This is a genomic window from Flammeovirga aprica JL-4 (assembly GCF_012844305.1).
GTDB classification, from domain to species: domain Bacteria; phylum Bacteroidota; class Bacteroidia; order Cytophagales; family Flammeovirgaceae; genus Flammeovirga; species Flammeovirga aprica.
The window spans coordinates 1-18027 of record NZ_JABANE010000141.1 but is presented as its reverse complement, the minus strand read 5'-3'; the positions used below and the strand labels follow the sequence as shown (position 1 = coordinate 18027).

Annotated in this window: 8 protein-coding genes and 4 pseudogenes; 5 read left to right on the top strand and 7 right to left on the bottom strand. The window is 33.2% G+C overall.

From position 1 onward, the window contains the following. Positions 1-158 precede the first annotated feature (158 nt). Positions 159-323 carry a hypothetical protein gene (locus HHU12_RS29815; protein ID WP_169660388.1) on the bottom strand — a complete coding sequence of 55 codons (165 nt, stop codon included), beginning with the start codon at positions 321-323 and terminating at the stop codon, positions 159-161. A 185-nt stretch (positions 324-508) separates the two neighbouring features. Between HHU12_RS29815 and HHU12_RS29810 the strand changes: the two genes are divergently transcribed. After that, complete coding sequence (locus HHU12_RS29810) at positions 509-898, top strand: DoxX family protein (protein ID WP_169660387.1); 390 nt, start codon at positions 509-511, stop codon at positions 896-898. Positions 899-1063: 165 nt separating this feature from the next. After that, positions 1064-2119, top strand: a complete 1056-nt coding sequence (locus tag HHU12_RS29805; protein ID WP_169660386.1) for an MBL fold metallo-hydrolase — start codon at positions 1064-1066, stop codon at positions 2117-2119. A 45-nt stretch (positions 2120-2164) separates the two neighbouring features. Here the strand turns inward: HHU12_RS29805 and HHU12_RS35460 are convergent. The 4 genes and pseudogenes from HHU12_RS35460 to HHU12_RS29785 form a co-directional block, all read right to left on the bottom strand. Continuing rightward, a pseudogene (locus tag HHU12_RS35460) lies at positions 2165-2522 on the bottom strand (transposase); the annotation flags it as partial. A gap of 88 nt (positions 2523-2610) precedes the next feature. Further along, a complete protein-coding gene (locus tag HHU12_RS29795; RefSeq protein ID WP_169660384.1) occupies positions 2611-5004 on the bottom strand; it encodes an OmpA family protein in 2394 nt (797 codons plus the stop codon). A 143-nt stretch (positions 5005-5147) separates the two neighbouring features. Then, positions 5148-5768, bottom strand: a complete 621-nt coding sequence (locus HHU12_RS29790) for an IS6 family transposase (protein WP_169660383.1) — start codon at positions 5766-5768, stop codon at positions 5148-5150. After that, a complete protein-coding gene (locus HHU12_RS29785; protein ID WP_169660382.1) occupies positions 5765-14125 on the bottom strand; it encodes a T9SS type A sorting domain-containing protein in 8361 nt (2786 codons plus the stop codon). The genes HHU12_RS29790 and HHU12_RS29785 overlap by 4 nt, the downstream gene beginning before the upstream one ends. Positions 14126-14659: 534 nt before the next feature. Here HHU12_RS29785 and HHU12_RS35985 point away from each other — a divergent pair. After that, positions 14660-14764, top strand: a pseudogene (locus HHU12_RS35985) (hypothetical protein); the annotation flags it as partial. 406 nt (positions 14765-15170) lie between these two features. Here HHU12_RS35985 and HHU12_RS36100 read toward each other — a convergent pair. Together HHU12_RS36100 and HHU12_RS29770 are read right to left on the bottom strand one after the other, a co-directional pair. After that, a pseudogene (locus HHU12_RS36100) lies at positions 15171-15360 on the bottom strand (DDE-type integrase/transposase/recombinase); the annotation flags it as partial. Positions 15361-15627: 267 nt separating this feature from the next. Further along, positions 15628-16562: pseudogene (locus HHU12_RS29770) on the bottom strand (IS1595 family transposase). Between the two features lie 318 nt (positions 16563-16880). Between HHU12_RS29770 and HHU12_RS29765 the strand changes: the two are divergent. Together HHU12_RS29765 and HHU12_RS29760 are read left to right on the top strand one after the other, a co-directional pair. After that, on the top strand, positions 16881-17402 hold the full coding sequence (locus HHU12_RS29765; protein WP_169660381.1) for a linear amide C-N hydrolase: 522 nt from the start codon (positions 16881-16883) through the stop codon (positions 17400-17402). Then, positions 17396-17914, top strand: coding sequence for a linear amide C-N hydrolase (locus HHU12_RS29760; RefSeq protein WP_169660380.1), 519 nt, complete (start codon positions 17396-17398; stop codon positions 17912-17914). Before HHU12_RS29765 ends, HHU12_RS29760 begins: the two co-directional genes overlap by 7 nt. Positions 17915-18027 lie beyond the last annotated feature (113 nt).

Below are 18027 nucleotides of genomic sequence, written 5' to 3'. Positions count from 1 at the left end.
TCTTCGGCTAATAAATAATCTCTATATAGTTCAAATGCATCAAATCTTTTCATAGAATAAAGATCGACTTTAAATCAAATAATGAAAAATCAAAATTTTAAAAGAGCGAAAGCTCAGTCAGTAATTACACAAAAGGCACTTCGTAAGGAGTGTCTTTTTTAGTCAACTATCATTTCGGTTACATCCTCTACTAACGAAAGTATAAAGAATTCGTGTTCTGCTCCTTCGGCTGTTGAAATCAATGAACTTGAAGTAAGTGTCACTGTTAATTTAAACCAAAAGAAAAATTTTCTGATATAAGGGCGTACTGTATTTAAAATCATAATAAAGAAGGAGTTAGGTATATACTTTGTTACGAAACCTTTTCTTTAAAAGATTTATTTATTAAGATACATAAACATCACTTTTAAATCATTAATTACACTTTTTTCAAGCTCTGTGAAGTACTTCACATTGTACCTCAACTAAACTTCTCATATTTGTAGTATACCAAAAACAAAATATCATTATGAAAAAGTACATTATAATCATTTTAAAAATTGCTGTTGCTATAATATTAGTCCAAACATTAAGGTTTAAATTCACCGCTCACCCTGATAGCGTTTATATTTTCTCAACTGTAGGAATGGAACCGTTCGGAAGAATTGGTGTAGGAGTTATGGAGTTAATAGCAGCTATTCTAATATTAATACCAAGAACCTCATGGTTAGGGGCTGTTTTAACTTTTGGTATTATTGGCGGAGCAGTTTTTATGCACCTTACCATTCTAGGAATTGAAATTAATGGTGATGGAGGAAGTTTATTTTATCTAGCAGTTGTCACCGAGTTTTTGAGTGGTGTCGTTTTATGGTTTGAAAAAGATAATATTCCAAAAATCCATCAAGTGGCATTAAAATAAAGAATTGTAATTATAGTAAGTGATAAGCCGAAAATAAATGATTATTTATTTCTGGCTTAGTACTTAAATTGATAAACCTCACTAATTTTAGTGGGGTTATTTTTTTGGGGAAAGAAATAACATCATTAAATTCATAAGTACTTAATACACCATATGTAATTTTATATGCTCAGTAATTTCAAGAAACAGTTTGGAGGTAAAGTAACTGCCCAAGAACAATCAAAGTTAGAGAAATCTCCTCAGTGGAAAGAAGGTAAATTTGAAAACCTTGCTCTAACTACAATGAATATTTCTATTAAGAATATACCAGGTCTGCTAAAAAAACAATTGACCAATAGAGCGGAAAGAGCTCCTAAAAATAACCTTCCAATACTGCCGTTCAATAAAGAAGTCTATAACAGTTCTCCCTCTACACCTAAATGTGCTTGGTATGGACACTCTGCTTTATTATTACAACTAAGCGGTAAAAATATCTTGATTGACCCAATGCTTGGGCCGAATGCATCTCCTATTGGGCCTATCACTACAAAACGATTTAGTGAAAACAGCTTGGACATTATTGATCAGCTTCCAAAAATCGACCTTTTGATGATGACACATGATCATTATGATCATCTTGATCTGGCGAGTATTGAAAAACTTATTCCAAAAACAAATCAGTTTATTGTTGGGCTTGGAATTAAAAGACACTTAATGGCATGGGGTGTAGCTGAAGGAAAAATAAAAGAAATGGACTGGTGGGATAATGTAAAAGTTGATGATATTGAAATTACATATACTCCTTCTAGGCATTTTTCTGGAAGAGGTCTTACAGACCGTGCGAAATCACTTTGGGGTGGTTGGGCATTTAAAACTGAGGAACATTCTATTTATTGGAGTGGAGATGGAGGATATGGAGAGCACTTTAAAGAAGTAGGTGAAAAATTAGGTCCCTTTGACTGGGGATTTATGGAAGATGGACAGTACAATGAAAATTGGCATCTTATACACATGTTTCCTGAAGAAAGTGTACAGGCAGCCATTGATGCAAAAGTCAAAAATGCATTTCCTGTACATTGGGGTGGTTTTGTTCTGGCATTACATCCATGGAAAGATCCCATTGAACGATTTGTGAGTGAAGCAAAAAAGAAAAATTTGAATGTCTTCACTGCTCCAATCGGTAAGATAGTAGTAATGGGAGAAAATGATGAGCTTAATAATTGGTGGGAAAACTACGAGTAGTTTGTAAACCAAAATTAAATAAGAGAGTATAAAATAAACGCTGTACAATATATAAAGTCCATCTCTTTTCCCCATTGCTTCTCTAATTTTATGTATCATACGCCATATGCTCTCATATCGAGAATGATTGAGTTGACGCTTGACTTCATTAGCTGAGATCCCTTTCTTGGTCATTGTCATATAAGTACTTACTAAGTACCACTTACGTATTTGACAGTTTACTACCATGCATTATTGTTCCACTGCGAAGAAAATTACAAGAAGAACACTGCCACTGTTTGGTATCTTTTAACCAATAATGTTTCTCACAACCACATTTTTTACAGGTAATACCTTCTTTTTCACGAGTTGACTTAAAGTGATCAATACAGGACTGCTCATCTGGAAATTCTATTATTTTCATAACTTCTAATTTAATTTCTGAAACTAAATTAGAGATTCAGAACATATTCTTAATACGTACTGTTATTTAAGCGGATAAGCATATACAATTATTTAAAGATTAAAGGTGTAAAAGAAATTCTTCTATTTTTCTTACGTCCTTCATCAGTATTATTATCAGCAATAGGCATATCGAAGCCAAAAGATTTATATTTAAGTCTATCCCTTTCTATTCCTAGTCTTACAAGTTCTTGAACCACGATTCTTGCCCTTTTTTCTCCCAGCTGATAATTGAACGCAGATGACCCTTTATTGTCTGTATGCCCTCCCACTTCTACGACAAGGTTAGGATACCTGTACATCACATCAAAAACCTGTGTGATAATCTTATAACATTCTGCAGTTATTTGATTACTCCCAAAGGCAAAAGTAATTGTACCCGTTATATTCATAACCTCGCCTAAATATGGGGTAATTTGAGGTAGAGGCTCTTCGACAGTTTCAATAATCTCTTCAAATACTACAGTTTCTTCCGGCGTTCTTACGACATATTCAATTCTTTCATTTTTAATCCTCCCTAATTGGGATTGATTAGAGGCAATAGGATGTTGCCATCCATATCCATGAACAGAAACCTTTTCCATGTCTACACCATTAGAAATCAACTCTTTAAAAATCCTATCAGCATCAATCTGAGTAAGTTTCAATAATTCAACAGAATCCTGACCTTCATACTTTGCCGCATGAACATTAATATCTACTACATAATCATTAAGTTTTTTTATAAAATTAGTAAGCTCAGAAAGCTCATATTTAGAATTTGATTTTAAGTCTCTATCTTTTAAAAAGACATTACTAAGCGGTTCTCTTTTTTGATCACCTATTCTTTGTAAAGCAATAATTTCAGATATTTCTATATAATCTGTTTGCTCAGGGATAAAAATATTTTCAGAGTGAAATAAGTAGCCATCTTGCATTACTCTAAAACCATAATTCCGATTTGGATCTAAGTAAAATAAATATTTTCCTCCTTCTGCTTTAAAATTTTGTACCACTTCACCAGTATAATTATCAACAACTTCTATATGTGCCTCAATAAGATTTCTAGTTTCAGCATCCCTCACCTCTCCATTGACAGCAATAAGGTTTATTGTCTTTGAAGGTATCATTGCCATATATATATCAGGTCCACCATAACTATCATTCCTAATTGAAGAAAAATAGCCTCTTTCTCCGTCTGCTGAAATCACATAAAAGACATCGTGATCAGCAGTATTAATCGGGTAACCTATATTTTTTGCTTTATCCCAGCTCTGAGTCATCTCATTCCACTCAGAGTAAAAAATATCGTATCCACCCATCCCTTCATGTCCTTTTGAACTGAAATATAAAACTTTTCCATTGGGGTGAACAAAAGGTCCCTCTTCATCTTCTTCAGAGTTAATATTTGGACCTAAGTTTTGAACATTTCCCCAACTTCCATCAGTTTGTAAATGGGCCACATAAATATCTTGTTTACCAATAGCACCTTTATTTTTTCGAGTACTTGTAAAGTAGATTGATTTACCATCGGCCGTCATTGATGCATGAGTTTCTGAATAACTAGAATTAATCTCTCCTGGTAATGGTTCTAGATTAGTCCAACCTATCCCATTCCACTCACTTTTATATAAATCTCCACCAGATTCACCATTCTTTCCATCAGCATGGTATAAAAATAGAGTATTACCATCCGGAGAAAGTCCTACTGCTGCATCGTGATGAACTGTATTAATATTGTCACTTATTGATTTCAATTGCTGCCACTCTCCTTCATTATCTCGATGAGTGATATATACATCTTCGTAAAATAATCCTGAAAGTTCATCTACTTCACCTCCTTTACTCCCTTCTCGTCTGGAAGTAATAACCATCATGCTTTCATCGGCTGAAAGTAAAGGTACAATTTCAGTGTATTTAGTGTTAACTTTTTCACCTAAATTTACAATCAATAGATCTAGTGAATCCTTCATAAGTTTCCTCCCAACCACGCATTGTGATTTATACCTGTTTACTAACTCGATAGTCTCCTTATCTAAACCTTCAGATTCTCCTAAAAATTTATCAAACAATTTATATGCATCTTCAAAACGGTGATTGAGGTGTAAGGCTCTTGCAATATAAAATTTAATTTTGCAATACAAATATCTATCTTTCACTTTTTCAAAGTAATAAAGAGATTTACTTTTATTTAGATATAACGAATGTTGATATGCGTATCCCATAAGAAAGTTCCAATCGTCAAAATTTTGCCCTTCTTTCTCTACTTCTAATAATACATCTATGGCTTGCTGGTATAAATCAAACTCAATTGATTCCTCTGCGAATTTTAGATGCTTTTTAAGTTCAGGTGATTTTTTATTTTTTTGTGCGAGAGAATCATTAGGCAAAAGAAGGAATGCTAATGATAAATAAAATAAAATTCTAATAGTCAGAATTTGAATAATAGTAAATATTGATTTCATTTGATTATTTTTTTGTCAACAAAATCATAGTATTCAAAGTTTATATGCAAAACACATTAGCCTAAACTTTAGAAGTTATAATTTTGTGAAAGGTTCTAAGTTCGATATGAAGGTATTTTGATTGAAAATACAGTCCATATTTATTACTTTAACAATGAGTTAGATGAAAAAAATGAGAAATTATGACAGTACTTCCGTACAAAAATAGAGAGAATTACTAGTCCTGAAATAGTATGTTTAGCAGAGACAAAACTTTTAAATAGCTTATTAGATTTGACTCGTTTTTTGATGAACCTATAATCTTGTTCAATCCATTTATTAAGGTACTTACTGTTTCGTTTATTAAAAGGTTGTTTGCACTTAGATTTATATTCTTCACTGAGATGATCTAATGCAACTATATTAACTCCACTTTTATCCATACTTACCTTCAGTGGTTTGTTATTACTCTCTATTGCTTTTTGTGAAAATGTTAATACAGCCTTCTTTTCACAATTTTTAGATAAATTAAAGTCTATGGTATTTCCTTCCTTATCCACTGCTCTATGTAAATACATCCATGCACCTAGTACTTTTACATACGTTTCATCCCAATACCAACTACAGCCGACATACTTCTTTCGTTTTCTCATTTTTTCAGATAATAAAGAAGAGTATTTATTTCCCCTAAGTTGAACACTGGAGTGATCTACAAAGATATTACGAATAGATAGCAACTCTTCTAAAAGAGTCCATCTTTTGTTGGAATGATAGAGGGATCTCATATAATAACTCGTTTTGTTTTAATGGTATTTCCTGATTTTAATTTAATCAAATAAACTCCTCTTGGAACTTTTGATAATTGTAACTCTTTGAAATTTGAATCTCCAACTCTCCATGTATCAGATAGTACTTTATAACCCAACGAATTGTAAAGTACTATTTCTACGTCTGCTCCCCAAGCTTTCAGAATAAGATTTACATTCCCTCCTTGCGTCGGGTTCGGATATATTGTAAAGTCAGCCAATCCTGCTTCTCCATTAGCATATACTTGAATTGGGTCAATCACTGTTGCTGTTCCATCAAAGTCTGTTTGAATTAATCTATAATAAGTCAGTTGGCTTTGTATCGGATCATTATCTACATATTGATAATCCAATCTTACATTAGAATTTCCTCCTCCCTCTATCATCACAAGTGATGACCAATTTTGACCGTCTACCGATCTTTGCACCTCGAAATTATCATTATTCAATTCTGTAGCTGTTGTCCATTCTAATACAACAGTGTTATTTTCATAATAACCATTGAATGATATCATTTTTACAGGTAAATCCACCTCTTCAATTACTGAGGCGATGGCTAAGATTTTCTCACTAAATGACACATTTAATGACTCAAAATAGAGAGCAGGATAATGAGATGTTATTGAAGCTGCTTTTTTCCACTTTCTTTCACTATCTGATAATTCATTCTCGTTTAAAGAAGCGAGGATCAATTTGTTACTTTGGCTTAAGTCTAAGTCTCCTAAATAGAAACGAATATTTGCTAAACTAGCTTTATCACCAAATGAAGGCTCTCCATCATCCAAATCGGTTACTCTCCATTGATACTCACTTGATACATTTTCCAACCCGGAATCTTCATGAATATCTGTTTCAGGATTAACACCTTTTCTAGCTGGTGTATATTCTACAGACCATGTTTTTTCTTCTTGAGCAGAAGAACCTGTATCGCTTATATAATCTACTTCTAAATACCTTGGCTTATTACCTCTACCAGTTGGGAATAAGAAATATTTATCAGATGGTGTAAGTTTTTTGGAGAAAGGTCCTTCTACAAAAGAGGTTCCTGTAATATCAGATGAATTACCTAACATCAGCAAGGTGCCGTCAACACCGGTATTTCTTAATACGGAATTTAAAGTGATTTTATTAAACTCTTTGATACCATTTTCAAAAATCACTTTACCACTTGCCTTATTGATAACTAATTCATTAATTGCTTTAGTACCACTTAATGCACCATTTAGGGTTTGATTACTTGAAGTCCCCTCAAATAATAACTTTGAGCCTGTAAGACTTACATCAGTATCTGAAGATAGAGTGAAATCTCCACTCAACGCTAATTCACCACCATTAAGCGTAATTGAAGAGCTAGCACCAGAAGTTACAAGATTTCCAACAATATCAAGTGATGCATTGTTAACAGTTAATATTCCATTTGTGAGGTTGGTATTACCTGATATTGAGAAAGATTCTTCAATCACTAATTCTCCATCAGAATTAATAGCTACATCTCCACTCGCTGTAGAAGGTAAAGAAGGATCATTAGAAGTTAATTTACCATCAGAAGATACAATGATGTTATTTAATGTTGAAGCTGTAGACAATTCTAAATTAACGCCGTTGACTTCCAAGTCACCAAATGTTATATTCAAACCACGACCAGAACTCAAAGACCAAGTTTGCTCAGATGAACTTGTTCCTTCAAGCTTTAAACCTCCAATATTAAACTTACTATTATTTAACGGTGCTTCAAGATCAAGTGTAGCAGATGTTGCTGTTCCTTTCACATGTACCAAACCTCCTGCATTATAGAATTCACCCCAATTACCACTTGGCATTTGACCAGTTCCATCCATTCCTTCATTTAAATAGAAAATTACTGTTCCTGCATCGGTAGCATCTTCACTCAGTTCTACTGAGTTGATAAGGATGTCTTTATCATTTTGATGAATTTCGAACTCTCCCTCAATAAATGCTTTGTAAAATGATCTATAACCAAGACTTCCATCAGAAGAAGTATACAATTTTGTACCTTCTCTAATGTGAAGTATAGTTCCTGAGTTAATTGTAGTCGTTCCTGTTAAATCGGTATAGGTTGTTCCACCATCTGTTGAAACTTCCCACTGCCCGTCAGATGCCTCTTTTAAGTAAGAAGTCATCACACTGTCTTTCACTCTATAACGGATGATATCATCTGGTGTAGAATCAGGAGTACCTGCAAAGTAGTCTCCAGTTTTTAAACCAGAATTTAAATTGATTTCGATTTTATTATTTACAAAATCTCTATTTAAGTGGATTGGTTTGATAATGTTCGCATCATCATCTACAATCACACCTTCATATGTAGTTTCATCTCCTTTTACTTTACTTTCTGTGTACTGAATAGTAATTAATCGATCATCGTCGTTTGCTGTAAGGTCTTCAGAGAATTCCAATCTCCAGTACTGACTTAATGCATCATCAGTGGTTCCATCAGTATTTTCTGCAACAGGGTGCATTGCATTGACTATTTTTAATACAACACTCACACCTCCATAATTACCTACAAATCCAATTGGAGTATAAAGTCCATCTACACCAAGAGGTATAATTACTTCACTAGGAATATCAAATGTAGGCATTACATAATCAATCCCTTTGTCACCAACACCTCCATCTACTTGAATCATGTTTGTGACACCAAATGGATTTTGTTCGGTTAAAACAACATCATTGTTCAACTTAACAGCGAACGATTTGATATCTAAAACCCCTTGATTAAAAATTACTTCTTTCGCTACAAGATTCAAATCATTTGTAAGTTCTACACCATTTGAATTGTTAATTTCAATCCTGCCCAACTCACCTGTAATGTAAACATACTGTTTTGAAGTGCCATTCATCTCAATCTTTCCTAATGATGCTCCAGTTGATAGGTGTGTTCCTATTACTGTCAGATCACCATTAACATTGATCGTATTTTCATTATCAGAAAGTGTACCGGCATTGATATTCAATTCATTAGTCACTGTAATATCATTATTGATTGTAACCGTAGCACCTTCCGCATCAATTGTGATATTTTGTGCAGTAACTTCACCTGTTACAGATTGGTCATCTCTACTTACAAAACTTAAAGTAGAACTTGTAGCAGTCAATGTACCTTCATTCGTTAAGTTACCTGCCATCAAAAGATCTTTACCACTTAGATCTAGAGTTGCTGTTGATGGTATAATTACATTTCCTGTGACTTTGACATCATTCGTTACAATAGTTACATAAGTATCACCAACTAAGGCTAATTCTCCGACCTCATTTTTAAAGTCAGCTGAGATATTTTCAGAAGAAGACGCATTTCCTAATTTAATAATTGCCGAGTCAGCTACAGTTGAAACTGCAGGGTCTAAAGTAATTCCTCCTTTATTTACGATAATCTCTCCACCACTGAATTCAAATTTTGAAGAAGCATTCATTACCTCAAAAGTACCTCTTCCTCTTGTAGGATTTCCTATTAAACCTACATTGAAGACACCCCCGCTTTGTTTGTATAATACAGCAATACCTTCTGCCGTATCACCCCTTCTAAATTCTGATCCAATATTTACGGTACCATCAGTAATTTCAATCTCACCACTACCATTGTATATGATTGAGTTTTCCTCTCCTGCATTTGATAAGTTCAGAGTACCACCTGCAACAGTTAATTTACCACCTAAAAATAGGTTAGCCTCATCACCGACAATATTTACAGTACCTTGATTGATTGTCAGACCTGAAGTAGATGCCATATTCCAATCAACAGCTGGAACTGAATAAGGAGTAATATTAATATCAGCATTATCAAGTACTAAAGTCCCATTTGATAATGTAATCATCTCCTCTGTTGTACTAGTTTCAAGTGAGAAATTAGTATTGAATGTAAAAGTCGCATCTTTTGCCCCCCCTTTATTCATTACAATTTTATATAACTCTGGAGTTACAGTTCCTGAATAATAGTTATCAAAAACACCATTTTTTGTTCCTTGAAGCTCAAGTATTACTTTTGCATTTGTTTGATTCAAATCAAATACAATATTTTCTTCTCCACTATCACTAGCATCAATTTGTGGTATAGTAATGTTCTCTTTTACTATTAAAGTGTGTATAACTTCAACAGCTTGATCTACAACCTGAAACTTATTTGATGCAACTGCTCCACTATTAATTGTATTTTCTAAATTGATATATTTGGCTTCAATCGAAATTGGAGTATCAGAATCAATATTAAAGATAGCATCTTTATATCCTCCAACGTTAATACTATCATTTACAGTGATGGAACGATCTAATGTTAGTGTACCACCATCAATCATTAAATATTCAAATTCAATTGAAGATGGAGCATCAGATGCAAAAGTAAAATTACTACCATTACTACCATTACCACCGTAAAGCCTGACATTGGGATATTTAGGGAAGTTTATAATTTCCATATTGAAACTATTTGCTTCAAGCATTATCTCACTTCTACTTTGATTTAAGAAATCATTTAAGTCTTCATAATTGAAAGTATTTCCTTCATGAATTCTTAATGAACCAACATTCTCAACAACTTTAACGTCTAATGACCCTCTATCTAATCTGATTCTTGCTAAATCCGCATTTTGTGCCGTAGCACTTTCATGAGAGTCAAACCTTATAATACCTGCTTCTGCTGCATACCCATTATCAATCACAATCCGATGACCTTCCGTTACAGAATTATTTCCATATCTTCCATGACCTATGACTATAATATCTCCCGCTCCAGGTATTCCTTGACTTGCTAAAGGGTTACCTGTATTTTTCCAATCTGCATTTGTTGTCCAACGACCACTATGGTTCCACCTCGCACCTTGAGGAATGGAGCCTGCTCCTTCAGCCATTCCTTGGAAAGAATAGTATACCGCTAAAGAAGATCCATCAAATTCGTTTGCTAGACCTGCTGAATAAAATGCATCATATGCAGTAACGGATGAAGTTGTAATCTTTTGATTTGGTTCATCAAAACCACTTCCCAATGCTTCTCTTACAGAATTACCCGCTTCTATCTGTACCCTACCTGCAATGAAAGAAGACATCTCAGTTCTTTCATCCTCTTCATGATATTCAAATACCCATGAGATTTTTGGTTTATCATTGAAACCGAAATTTGAAGATTTCCAATAATAATCTATAAGGCTTTCTTCTGTACCAATAGAAGTCCATATTGACAAATTACCGTTATGAGAAGTTAATTGAACAAAACCTTCATCTGTATGTGTATCTACTGAAAGTATAGCAGGCGTGAATTTTGTTCCATCTGCTGGGTCATCACGGTCAGATGCCAGAGGATAATAGTAACTATCTATTCCTGATTGTATCAAATATGTTAAACCTCCATCAGAAGATCTTCCTGACCCGATAATTCTTCTATTCTTTGTATCATTATCAGTGGCATCAATTATTACTGTACCCACTTGATCTTCTATACCTTCAGCTCCTATGACTACACCATACTCATTCGCTTTGATTAAACCTTGTTCCCAAGTTAATTTAGTAGCATAAATAATACTAGATAGATCTACTCCTTTTGTATTGTTCAGCCATAAGTGCGAAATACCTACTTTAGTTGTATCAGCAATTTGATCACTTACAAGGTCATAAGTTGATTTGATACTTTGTGTTGTGGTACCACTTAGCTTCAGATATCCTGTTGAATTCCCTGTACCCAATTTACCTCCGAATGTAAGGTTGCCTTGAACCTCTACAATATAATCATGGTAGTCAAAAATACCCTTTGCAATAGTCAATGACGACAATACTTTTAATTTCGTTACTTCAGAAGTTGCAGGAATATTTAAGTCGATTACTTCAAAAACTGAACTTGTATTCTCAAAATCAATCACCAGGTTATCTACTGAAAATGCTTCATCTGTATCTTGAATATCAATATAATGTTCTGTAACCTCTGAGTTAGAATCATTAAAAGTCAAAGAGTTGGAAGAACCAATATTCAACCTAGCATTATCTCTTAATAATACTGCCCTACCAACTGTCATATCAAAATCTCCAATTTCAAGTGTACTACCTTCTTCAACAAGAAGGTTACGAAGTATCTTTAAATCTCCATTATTGGGTAAGTCATCACCAAATGAATCAGTACCTTTAGATAAAGAAACCTTATTCGAAGCATTAGCAATATTAATACTTAAATCATAAAAAGGAATTGATGATATAAATGCTACATCATCATCTCTAGTCAAATCAAAGACTATCTCACCTCCTGTAACATTATAGTAGCCATCGCTCATCGCGAATTTTGTTAAATACTTGATATTAGTACCTTCATTATGGATTGTGATTTTTCCTCCACTCATGTCAAATGAGTTTGTTGTGTATGGAAGTGAAAATGCTGCTATTCCATTATCACTGTCTGGAGAGATATAGCCATATATAATCATTTCACCTCCAGACATTGTAAAGGAACCTTGATGTTCATCTCCTCTATTTGATGAAGTATTAAATTGATTTAAGTAAACTTCTCCTCCTTTAATTGTCACAAATCCTTTTTCTCTTAATATAATACTGTTATGTTTTCCATTACTAGTACCATCTAATTCTAAACCAATATTTAACCGCCCGCTAGTTACTAAAAGGCTACCATATACCGTTAATGCGTTTACTGGCCCAAAGTTTACATTACCACCATCAACCCATAATTTTGTTTCCGTATTTAAATCATAATTATTAGTTGAATTTGAATAACTTGGGATATATATATTATTTCCAAATCTTAGAGTACCGAACTTTAAGACAAACATACCATTGTCTACATCCATAGGATCGGAAGAATCTCCTGTACTTCCATTGTTATGAATGTTATAGCCATACATCTCAAAATTTTGCTTATCCTTTGAATCGATATTCAAAATGTAAGAATCATTGGATCCTTTGTCTATTACTAATTGATAAAAAATGGTAGAACCATTACAGATTAAGTTTTGATCTTTATCACCGGCATTGAAAATAACTCTTGCAAACTGACCCGATTCTGAGGTATTATCAGAATAATAAGTTTCAACAATATCTAAATAGGCTTGAGTATCAATTGTAAATCCGATTTTATCTCTTTTTGTAAGATTTACTGTACCTGCATTTTCAAAGTCCCCTCCAAAGGTCAATTCATGTATAACATCTCCTGTACCTATAGATAAAGATCCACTTTCTTGTATTTTTGCATCTCCATTGACTAACATTTTCACAGCTGCATCACCATCATTGTCTGAACCAATTTTTAATTCACCTTGACTGACAATTAAATTACCAGTAAGAGAAAAATCATTTTGAAGTCTCAATACATCGGTAGAATTAGTCAGACTTATATCTACATTATGGTAAGAACGGACTGTGGATAGTATAGCTCCAGTTCCTGTAAATTTTACTGTACCACCCTTTTCACTTAGGAAACCATAATTTAAAGTGGCTTCAGGAAAATTATCTGATTCTAACTCGATAATACCTTGTCCATTTACCTCTTCAAATTTATGACCAGTAGAAGCACCAAATTTTAATGTTGCTCCTTCATTGACTTCAAGCACAGCTGCCTCCGTATTATTACTGTTAATTGTGACTGTTTTACCACTTAATATAAAAACATTATCCCTTGAACTTGGCACACCATCAAAGTCACTTGGATCACCAGAAGGTTTATCTGTCCATATTTTAGAACTCCAATTGCCTGAAGATTTAGCATAAAAAGCAATTGGTGCTGTAGAGGCTAGGGTATAAAAGCCATTACCTTCAAAATTAGCATTCGTCACCGTAAAGGTAACTTTATGTGGATCTGATAAATCTGCTGTAGGAAGTTCTTTTACTACAGTATAAGAACTTCCATTGTCAGTAGAATAAACTAAACTGTAATCATCAGCTGTTCTACTTCCTGAATTAGTATTATCTTTTCCCTCATAAGCTTTAATATCAAAACTTATATTGAAGTCAAAATTTCCATTTTTATTTATAAAAAATTTCTTATTCCAAATTCTTGTGTCTTCTGGTGCATTATCAAATACTAAACCCATTTCATCAGTTTCACCCACTACGATGTAATCATCATCAGTTGTATTTGATGTTAAGATCTCAACGTATGATGAAGGGTTTCCTCTATCTGTAATATAATCACCTCCATTATTACTATATTTATTGATATAATATTCCTTTCCTGAACTTACATCGCTCCATTTACCTACTCTTTCTTCACCATCAACTGTGGTAGTTTCAACACCTTCCATAGCCTTTAACCAAAGTTCAAGCCCATCAGAAGGTATTTCATTTTGTGCGTTTACATTAAAACAAAAGAAGGCAATTGCGAAAATCATTACGAGGGTACTTCTTAGTCTGAAGGATTCAAACCCAGAAAATTGTTTTATAATAAGCATTAGTCTATACTTACTATTGAGAAAAAGTAAAATATAATCCATAATATCCAAATTATAGGTTGTAAATTAAAAGTTATAGAATTAACGGAAACAACGAAGCATGAGCTTGAAGAGGGCTAAAAATATCCGAAGTACGTTCAATTTTCAAGAAGATGCTTTATAGGCAAAACATAAGAAGAAATAACTACTATTTTTGGTGTGATGATTCAAACTGTTAACAAATTCTGCACAATGGATTTAAGGATTTGTAAACAAAGACTAGATAAGTCATTCAGCCAGAAAACTCTTCAGCATTATTTAAAAGAGCATTAAATGTCGATAGAAATGGGTGAGACAAAGGCCTTAACATAGTTTCCCTCCGAAATTTTGAAAAGAACATAGACTCTTCATTTATTATCGAAACCCTTGATAAACTTTCCATCAAAATTAGAAAGTCTACAACGATCACCTTAATATGGTACTCATGTCCATACTACACGTAAAGTCAAAGAAATTTTGAAGGTGAAGCAAAAAAGAAACTTATATATCTTCTATTTACCTCATTATTCGCCACACTTAAATATTATTGAAAAGATATGAACAGAGTCTGCCCCATCATTGGCAAGCAGTTATTTCTCCAAAGCTCATTTTTAGTTATGTTTTAATATGTTTCAGTAATTATAAGCCACATATAAAGAAAATCATATTCTTCATAATCCATTAATTTTAAGAAATATTGAGTATTAGATTTATTTTCATAACTTCTAGTTTAGTTTCTGAAACCAAATTAGAAATATAAAACAAGTTAATAATTAGCATTGTTATATTAGCGAACAAACATGACACTTTAGAATGTCCTAGTAATTTTTTACAAAAATATATTAATGTATTATAGTAACCTTATTTTAGTTGTTAATATTGTTAAATCAATTATATGTGTTATCTTTTTGAGTTCTGTCACATAGTTTTCAAAAGTCTTTTTTCTTCTTTAATTTTTGTATTTTCACTAAGCTGCTAAGCAATTAAAAGCTTCAAAATTAGACATACAATTTCTGTCTGAAAGTTGATCTTTCTGAATCATTCTCACAATTTCTACTCCTTAAATAGTATGTTTAGCAGAGACAAAACTTTTAAATCCTAGTATATTTTTTGATGAACCTATGATCTTGTTCAATACGATTATTAAGGTACTTACTACATCGCTTCTTAATAGGTTATTTGCATTCAGATGTATATTTCTCATTAGGGAACCTTGGGAAATGGTTAACTATTGATAATTATATTCTTACATTGACGTAAGTATATAACAGACCCCGAAAAATGTCCATTTTTGCTTTTCCCGGGGTTTTAACTTGCTTAAATTTGAGCTACGATACAAAAAACATCACAAGCCAAGCTAAAATATAACATGCAATTCGAAATCTTCAAGCAAAAACATGCACAACCTTTAAAATATCACAAATTCAAGAATACTGAATATGCTTATCCGCAAGTTTAACAGTACTGATGTACTGATGACCAATCGCAATAATTGCTCTATCAAATAACTTATCACCGAAATACCTTCTATTAAGTTTATAACAAAACTCATCAAGGTAATTCTGTAGATATTTTGCTTTCATATGATGATATGATCCAAGAAATGTACGTTTTGCATTACTAATTGCAATATGAACCCAACCTAATTTATTTTTTGAATAATCTTTTGTAGATTTTTCAGCGAAATGGTATTCTACTAGATCCTCTATATCAACATAAGATGTACTTCTGTCGGAAAAGATAACAGATGTATCCTGAATATTTTCTTTGACACATTCGTTAACTGCATCTTTCAAGTGACTTTCTAACACCTTCATTTTAAAGTATCTAAATTAGTGGTTTATAATATCAGTATCTATAGTACAGACTCTGTCATAACAGCTACATTTTGTTGTTTTTGGCTACCTTTACCACTCTTCAAATCGGTAGACTCTGGTGCTCCAGTTGCAAAGTAACCTTCATCAAATTCAACCATATCTTCCAATATGTTAAGTCCATCTCTTTTCCCCATCGCTTCTCTAATTTTATGCATCATACGCCATATACTTTCATATCGAGAATGATTGAGTTGACGTTTGACTTCATTAGCTGAGATACCCTTCTTGGTCATCGTCATAAAAGCACTTGTTAAATACCACTTACGTATTGACAGTTTACTACCATGCATTATTGTTCCACTACGAAGTGTTGTTCTGAAATTACAGGAAGAACACTGCCACTGTTTGATACCTTTTAGCCAATAATGCTTCTCACAACCACATTTTTCACAGGTAATACCTTCTTTTTCACGTGTTAACTTAAAGTGATTGATACAGGACTGCTCATCAGGGAATTTTTCCGTAAACTCAAATATTTTCATAACTTCTAATTTTAGTTCTGAAACTAAATTAGAGGTTCAGAACATATTCTTAATACGTACTGTTATTTAAGCGGATAAGCATAATGAAAAATTGATTACATCCTTTTTTCATTGTTTTTTTTGTCCTCAAAATCAATAAACACTATCAAGCATACTTCTCAATCACTAATTTCACTTGTTTTAGGCATAAGCTAACGAGAATCTAATAACATTTGACGATTTCATATAAACACCATCCCTTTCTTTGTAAAAGAATGATATCCAATTCCATGACCTTTGTAGTGTATTAAAAATTAATCTATTAATCATTTAGAAATTATGAAAAAGTCAATCAGAATCTCATCAGTCCTAACTTTATGCCTAGCATTATTAGTTAACTCCACAATCTTCGCCTGTACCGGTATACGACTCATTGCTGAAGATGGAAGTGTCCGATATGGTAGAACCATGGAATGGGGTGCTTTCGATTTATTCTCAAAAGTAGCCATCGTTCCGAAGAATTATACTTTTAAGGGGCTGACACCTGAAGGACAAAACGGAAAAGAATTCACTTCCAAATACGGTATTGTAGGACTTGATATGATCAACAAGGATCTTTTAGTTGATGGTATGAACGAAGCAGGACTTGCTGTAGGTTTGTTCTACTTCCCATCTACTCCAAAATACAATGAGTTCAAACCAGAAAATGCGTCTAACACCATTTCTGCACAAGATTTAGTCAACTATCTTTTAACTCAATACGCAACTATTGATGAAATAAAAGCAGAACTTCCTAAAATTGATGTAGTGGTGTTGTTGAAGAAGCAATCGGTATTGAAGTTGACTCTCATTGGATGGTGACGGATAAGTCAGGTGCATCTATTGTAATCGAGTACATTGATGGTAAATTAAAGATCAATGATGCACCACTAGGTGTTATTACTAATGCCCCTTCTTATGATTGGCACATGACCAATTTAAGAAATTACATCAACCTTGGATTTGAAAATGCACCAACTAGAACATTAAATGGTGAAAAATTCTCTCAAATCGGTATGGGTTCTGGTATGGTAGGTCTTCCTGGTGATATGACTCCTCCATCACGTTTTGTAAGAGCTGTAGCATGGACTCAAACAACTAGACCTATGGAAAATGCAGACGAATCACTTTATGAAATGTTCAGAATCTTAGACAACTTCAATTTAACACTTGGTGCTGACCGTGCTGAAGGTACTGGAGAAATGTATGGTAAAGATCACAGCACAATGAGAAGTGCTACCATCTGGACTACATCTTGGGATTTAACCAATTTGGTTTTCGATTACCATACTCAAGATAATAGAAGAGTACAACAGATTAATCTAAATAACTGAGCTTTCGCTCTTTTAAAATTTTGATTTTTCATTATTTGATTTAAAGTCGATCTTTATTCTATGAAAAGATTTGATGCATTTGAACTATATAGAGATTATTTATTAGCCGAAGA

What these genes read in the sequence shown, in the direction of transcription:
- HHU12_RS29785 (WP_169660382.1), bottom strand. Translation starts at nt 14,125, where the DNA reads ATGATTTTCGCAATTGCCTTCTTTTGTTTTAATGTAAACGCACAAAAT.
- HHU12_RS29765 (WP_169660381.1), top strand. Translation starts at nt 16,881, where the DNA reads ATGAAAAAGTCAATCAGAATCTCATCAGTCCTAACTTTATGCCTAGCA.
- HHU12_RS29815 (WP_169660388.1), bottom strand. Translation starts at nt 323, where the DNA reads ATGATTTTAAATACAGTACGCCCTTATATCAGAAAATTTTTCTTTTGG.
- HHU12_RS29790 (WP_169660383.1), bottom strand. Translation starts at nt 5,768, where the DNA reads ATGAGATCCCTCTATCATTCCAACAAAAGATGGACTCTTTTAGAAGAG.
- HHU12_RS29810 (WP_169660387.1), top strand. Translation starts at nt 509, where the DNA reads ATGAAAAAGTACATTATAATCATTTTAAAAATTGCTGTTGCTATAATA.
- HHU12_RS29805 (WP_169660386.1), top strand. Translation starts at nt 1,064, where the DNA reads ATGCTCAGTAATTTCAAGAAACAGTTTGGAGGTAAAGTAACTGCCCAA.
- HHU12_RS29760 (WP_169660380.1), top strand. Translation starts at nt 17,396, where the DNA reads ATGGTGACGGATAAGTCAGGTGCATCTATTGTAATCGAGTACATTGAT.
- HHU12_RS29795 (WP_169660384.1), bottom strand. Translation starts at nt 5,004, where the DNA reads ATGAAATCAATATTTACTATTATTCAAATTCTGACTATTAGAATTTTA.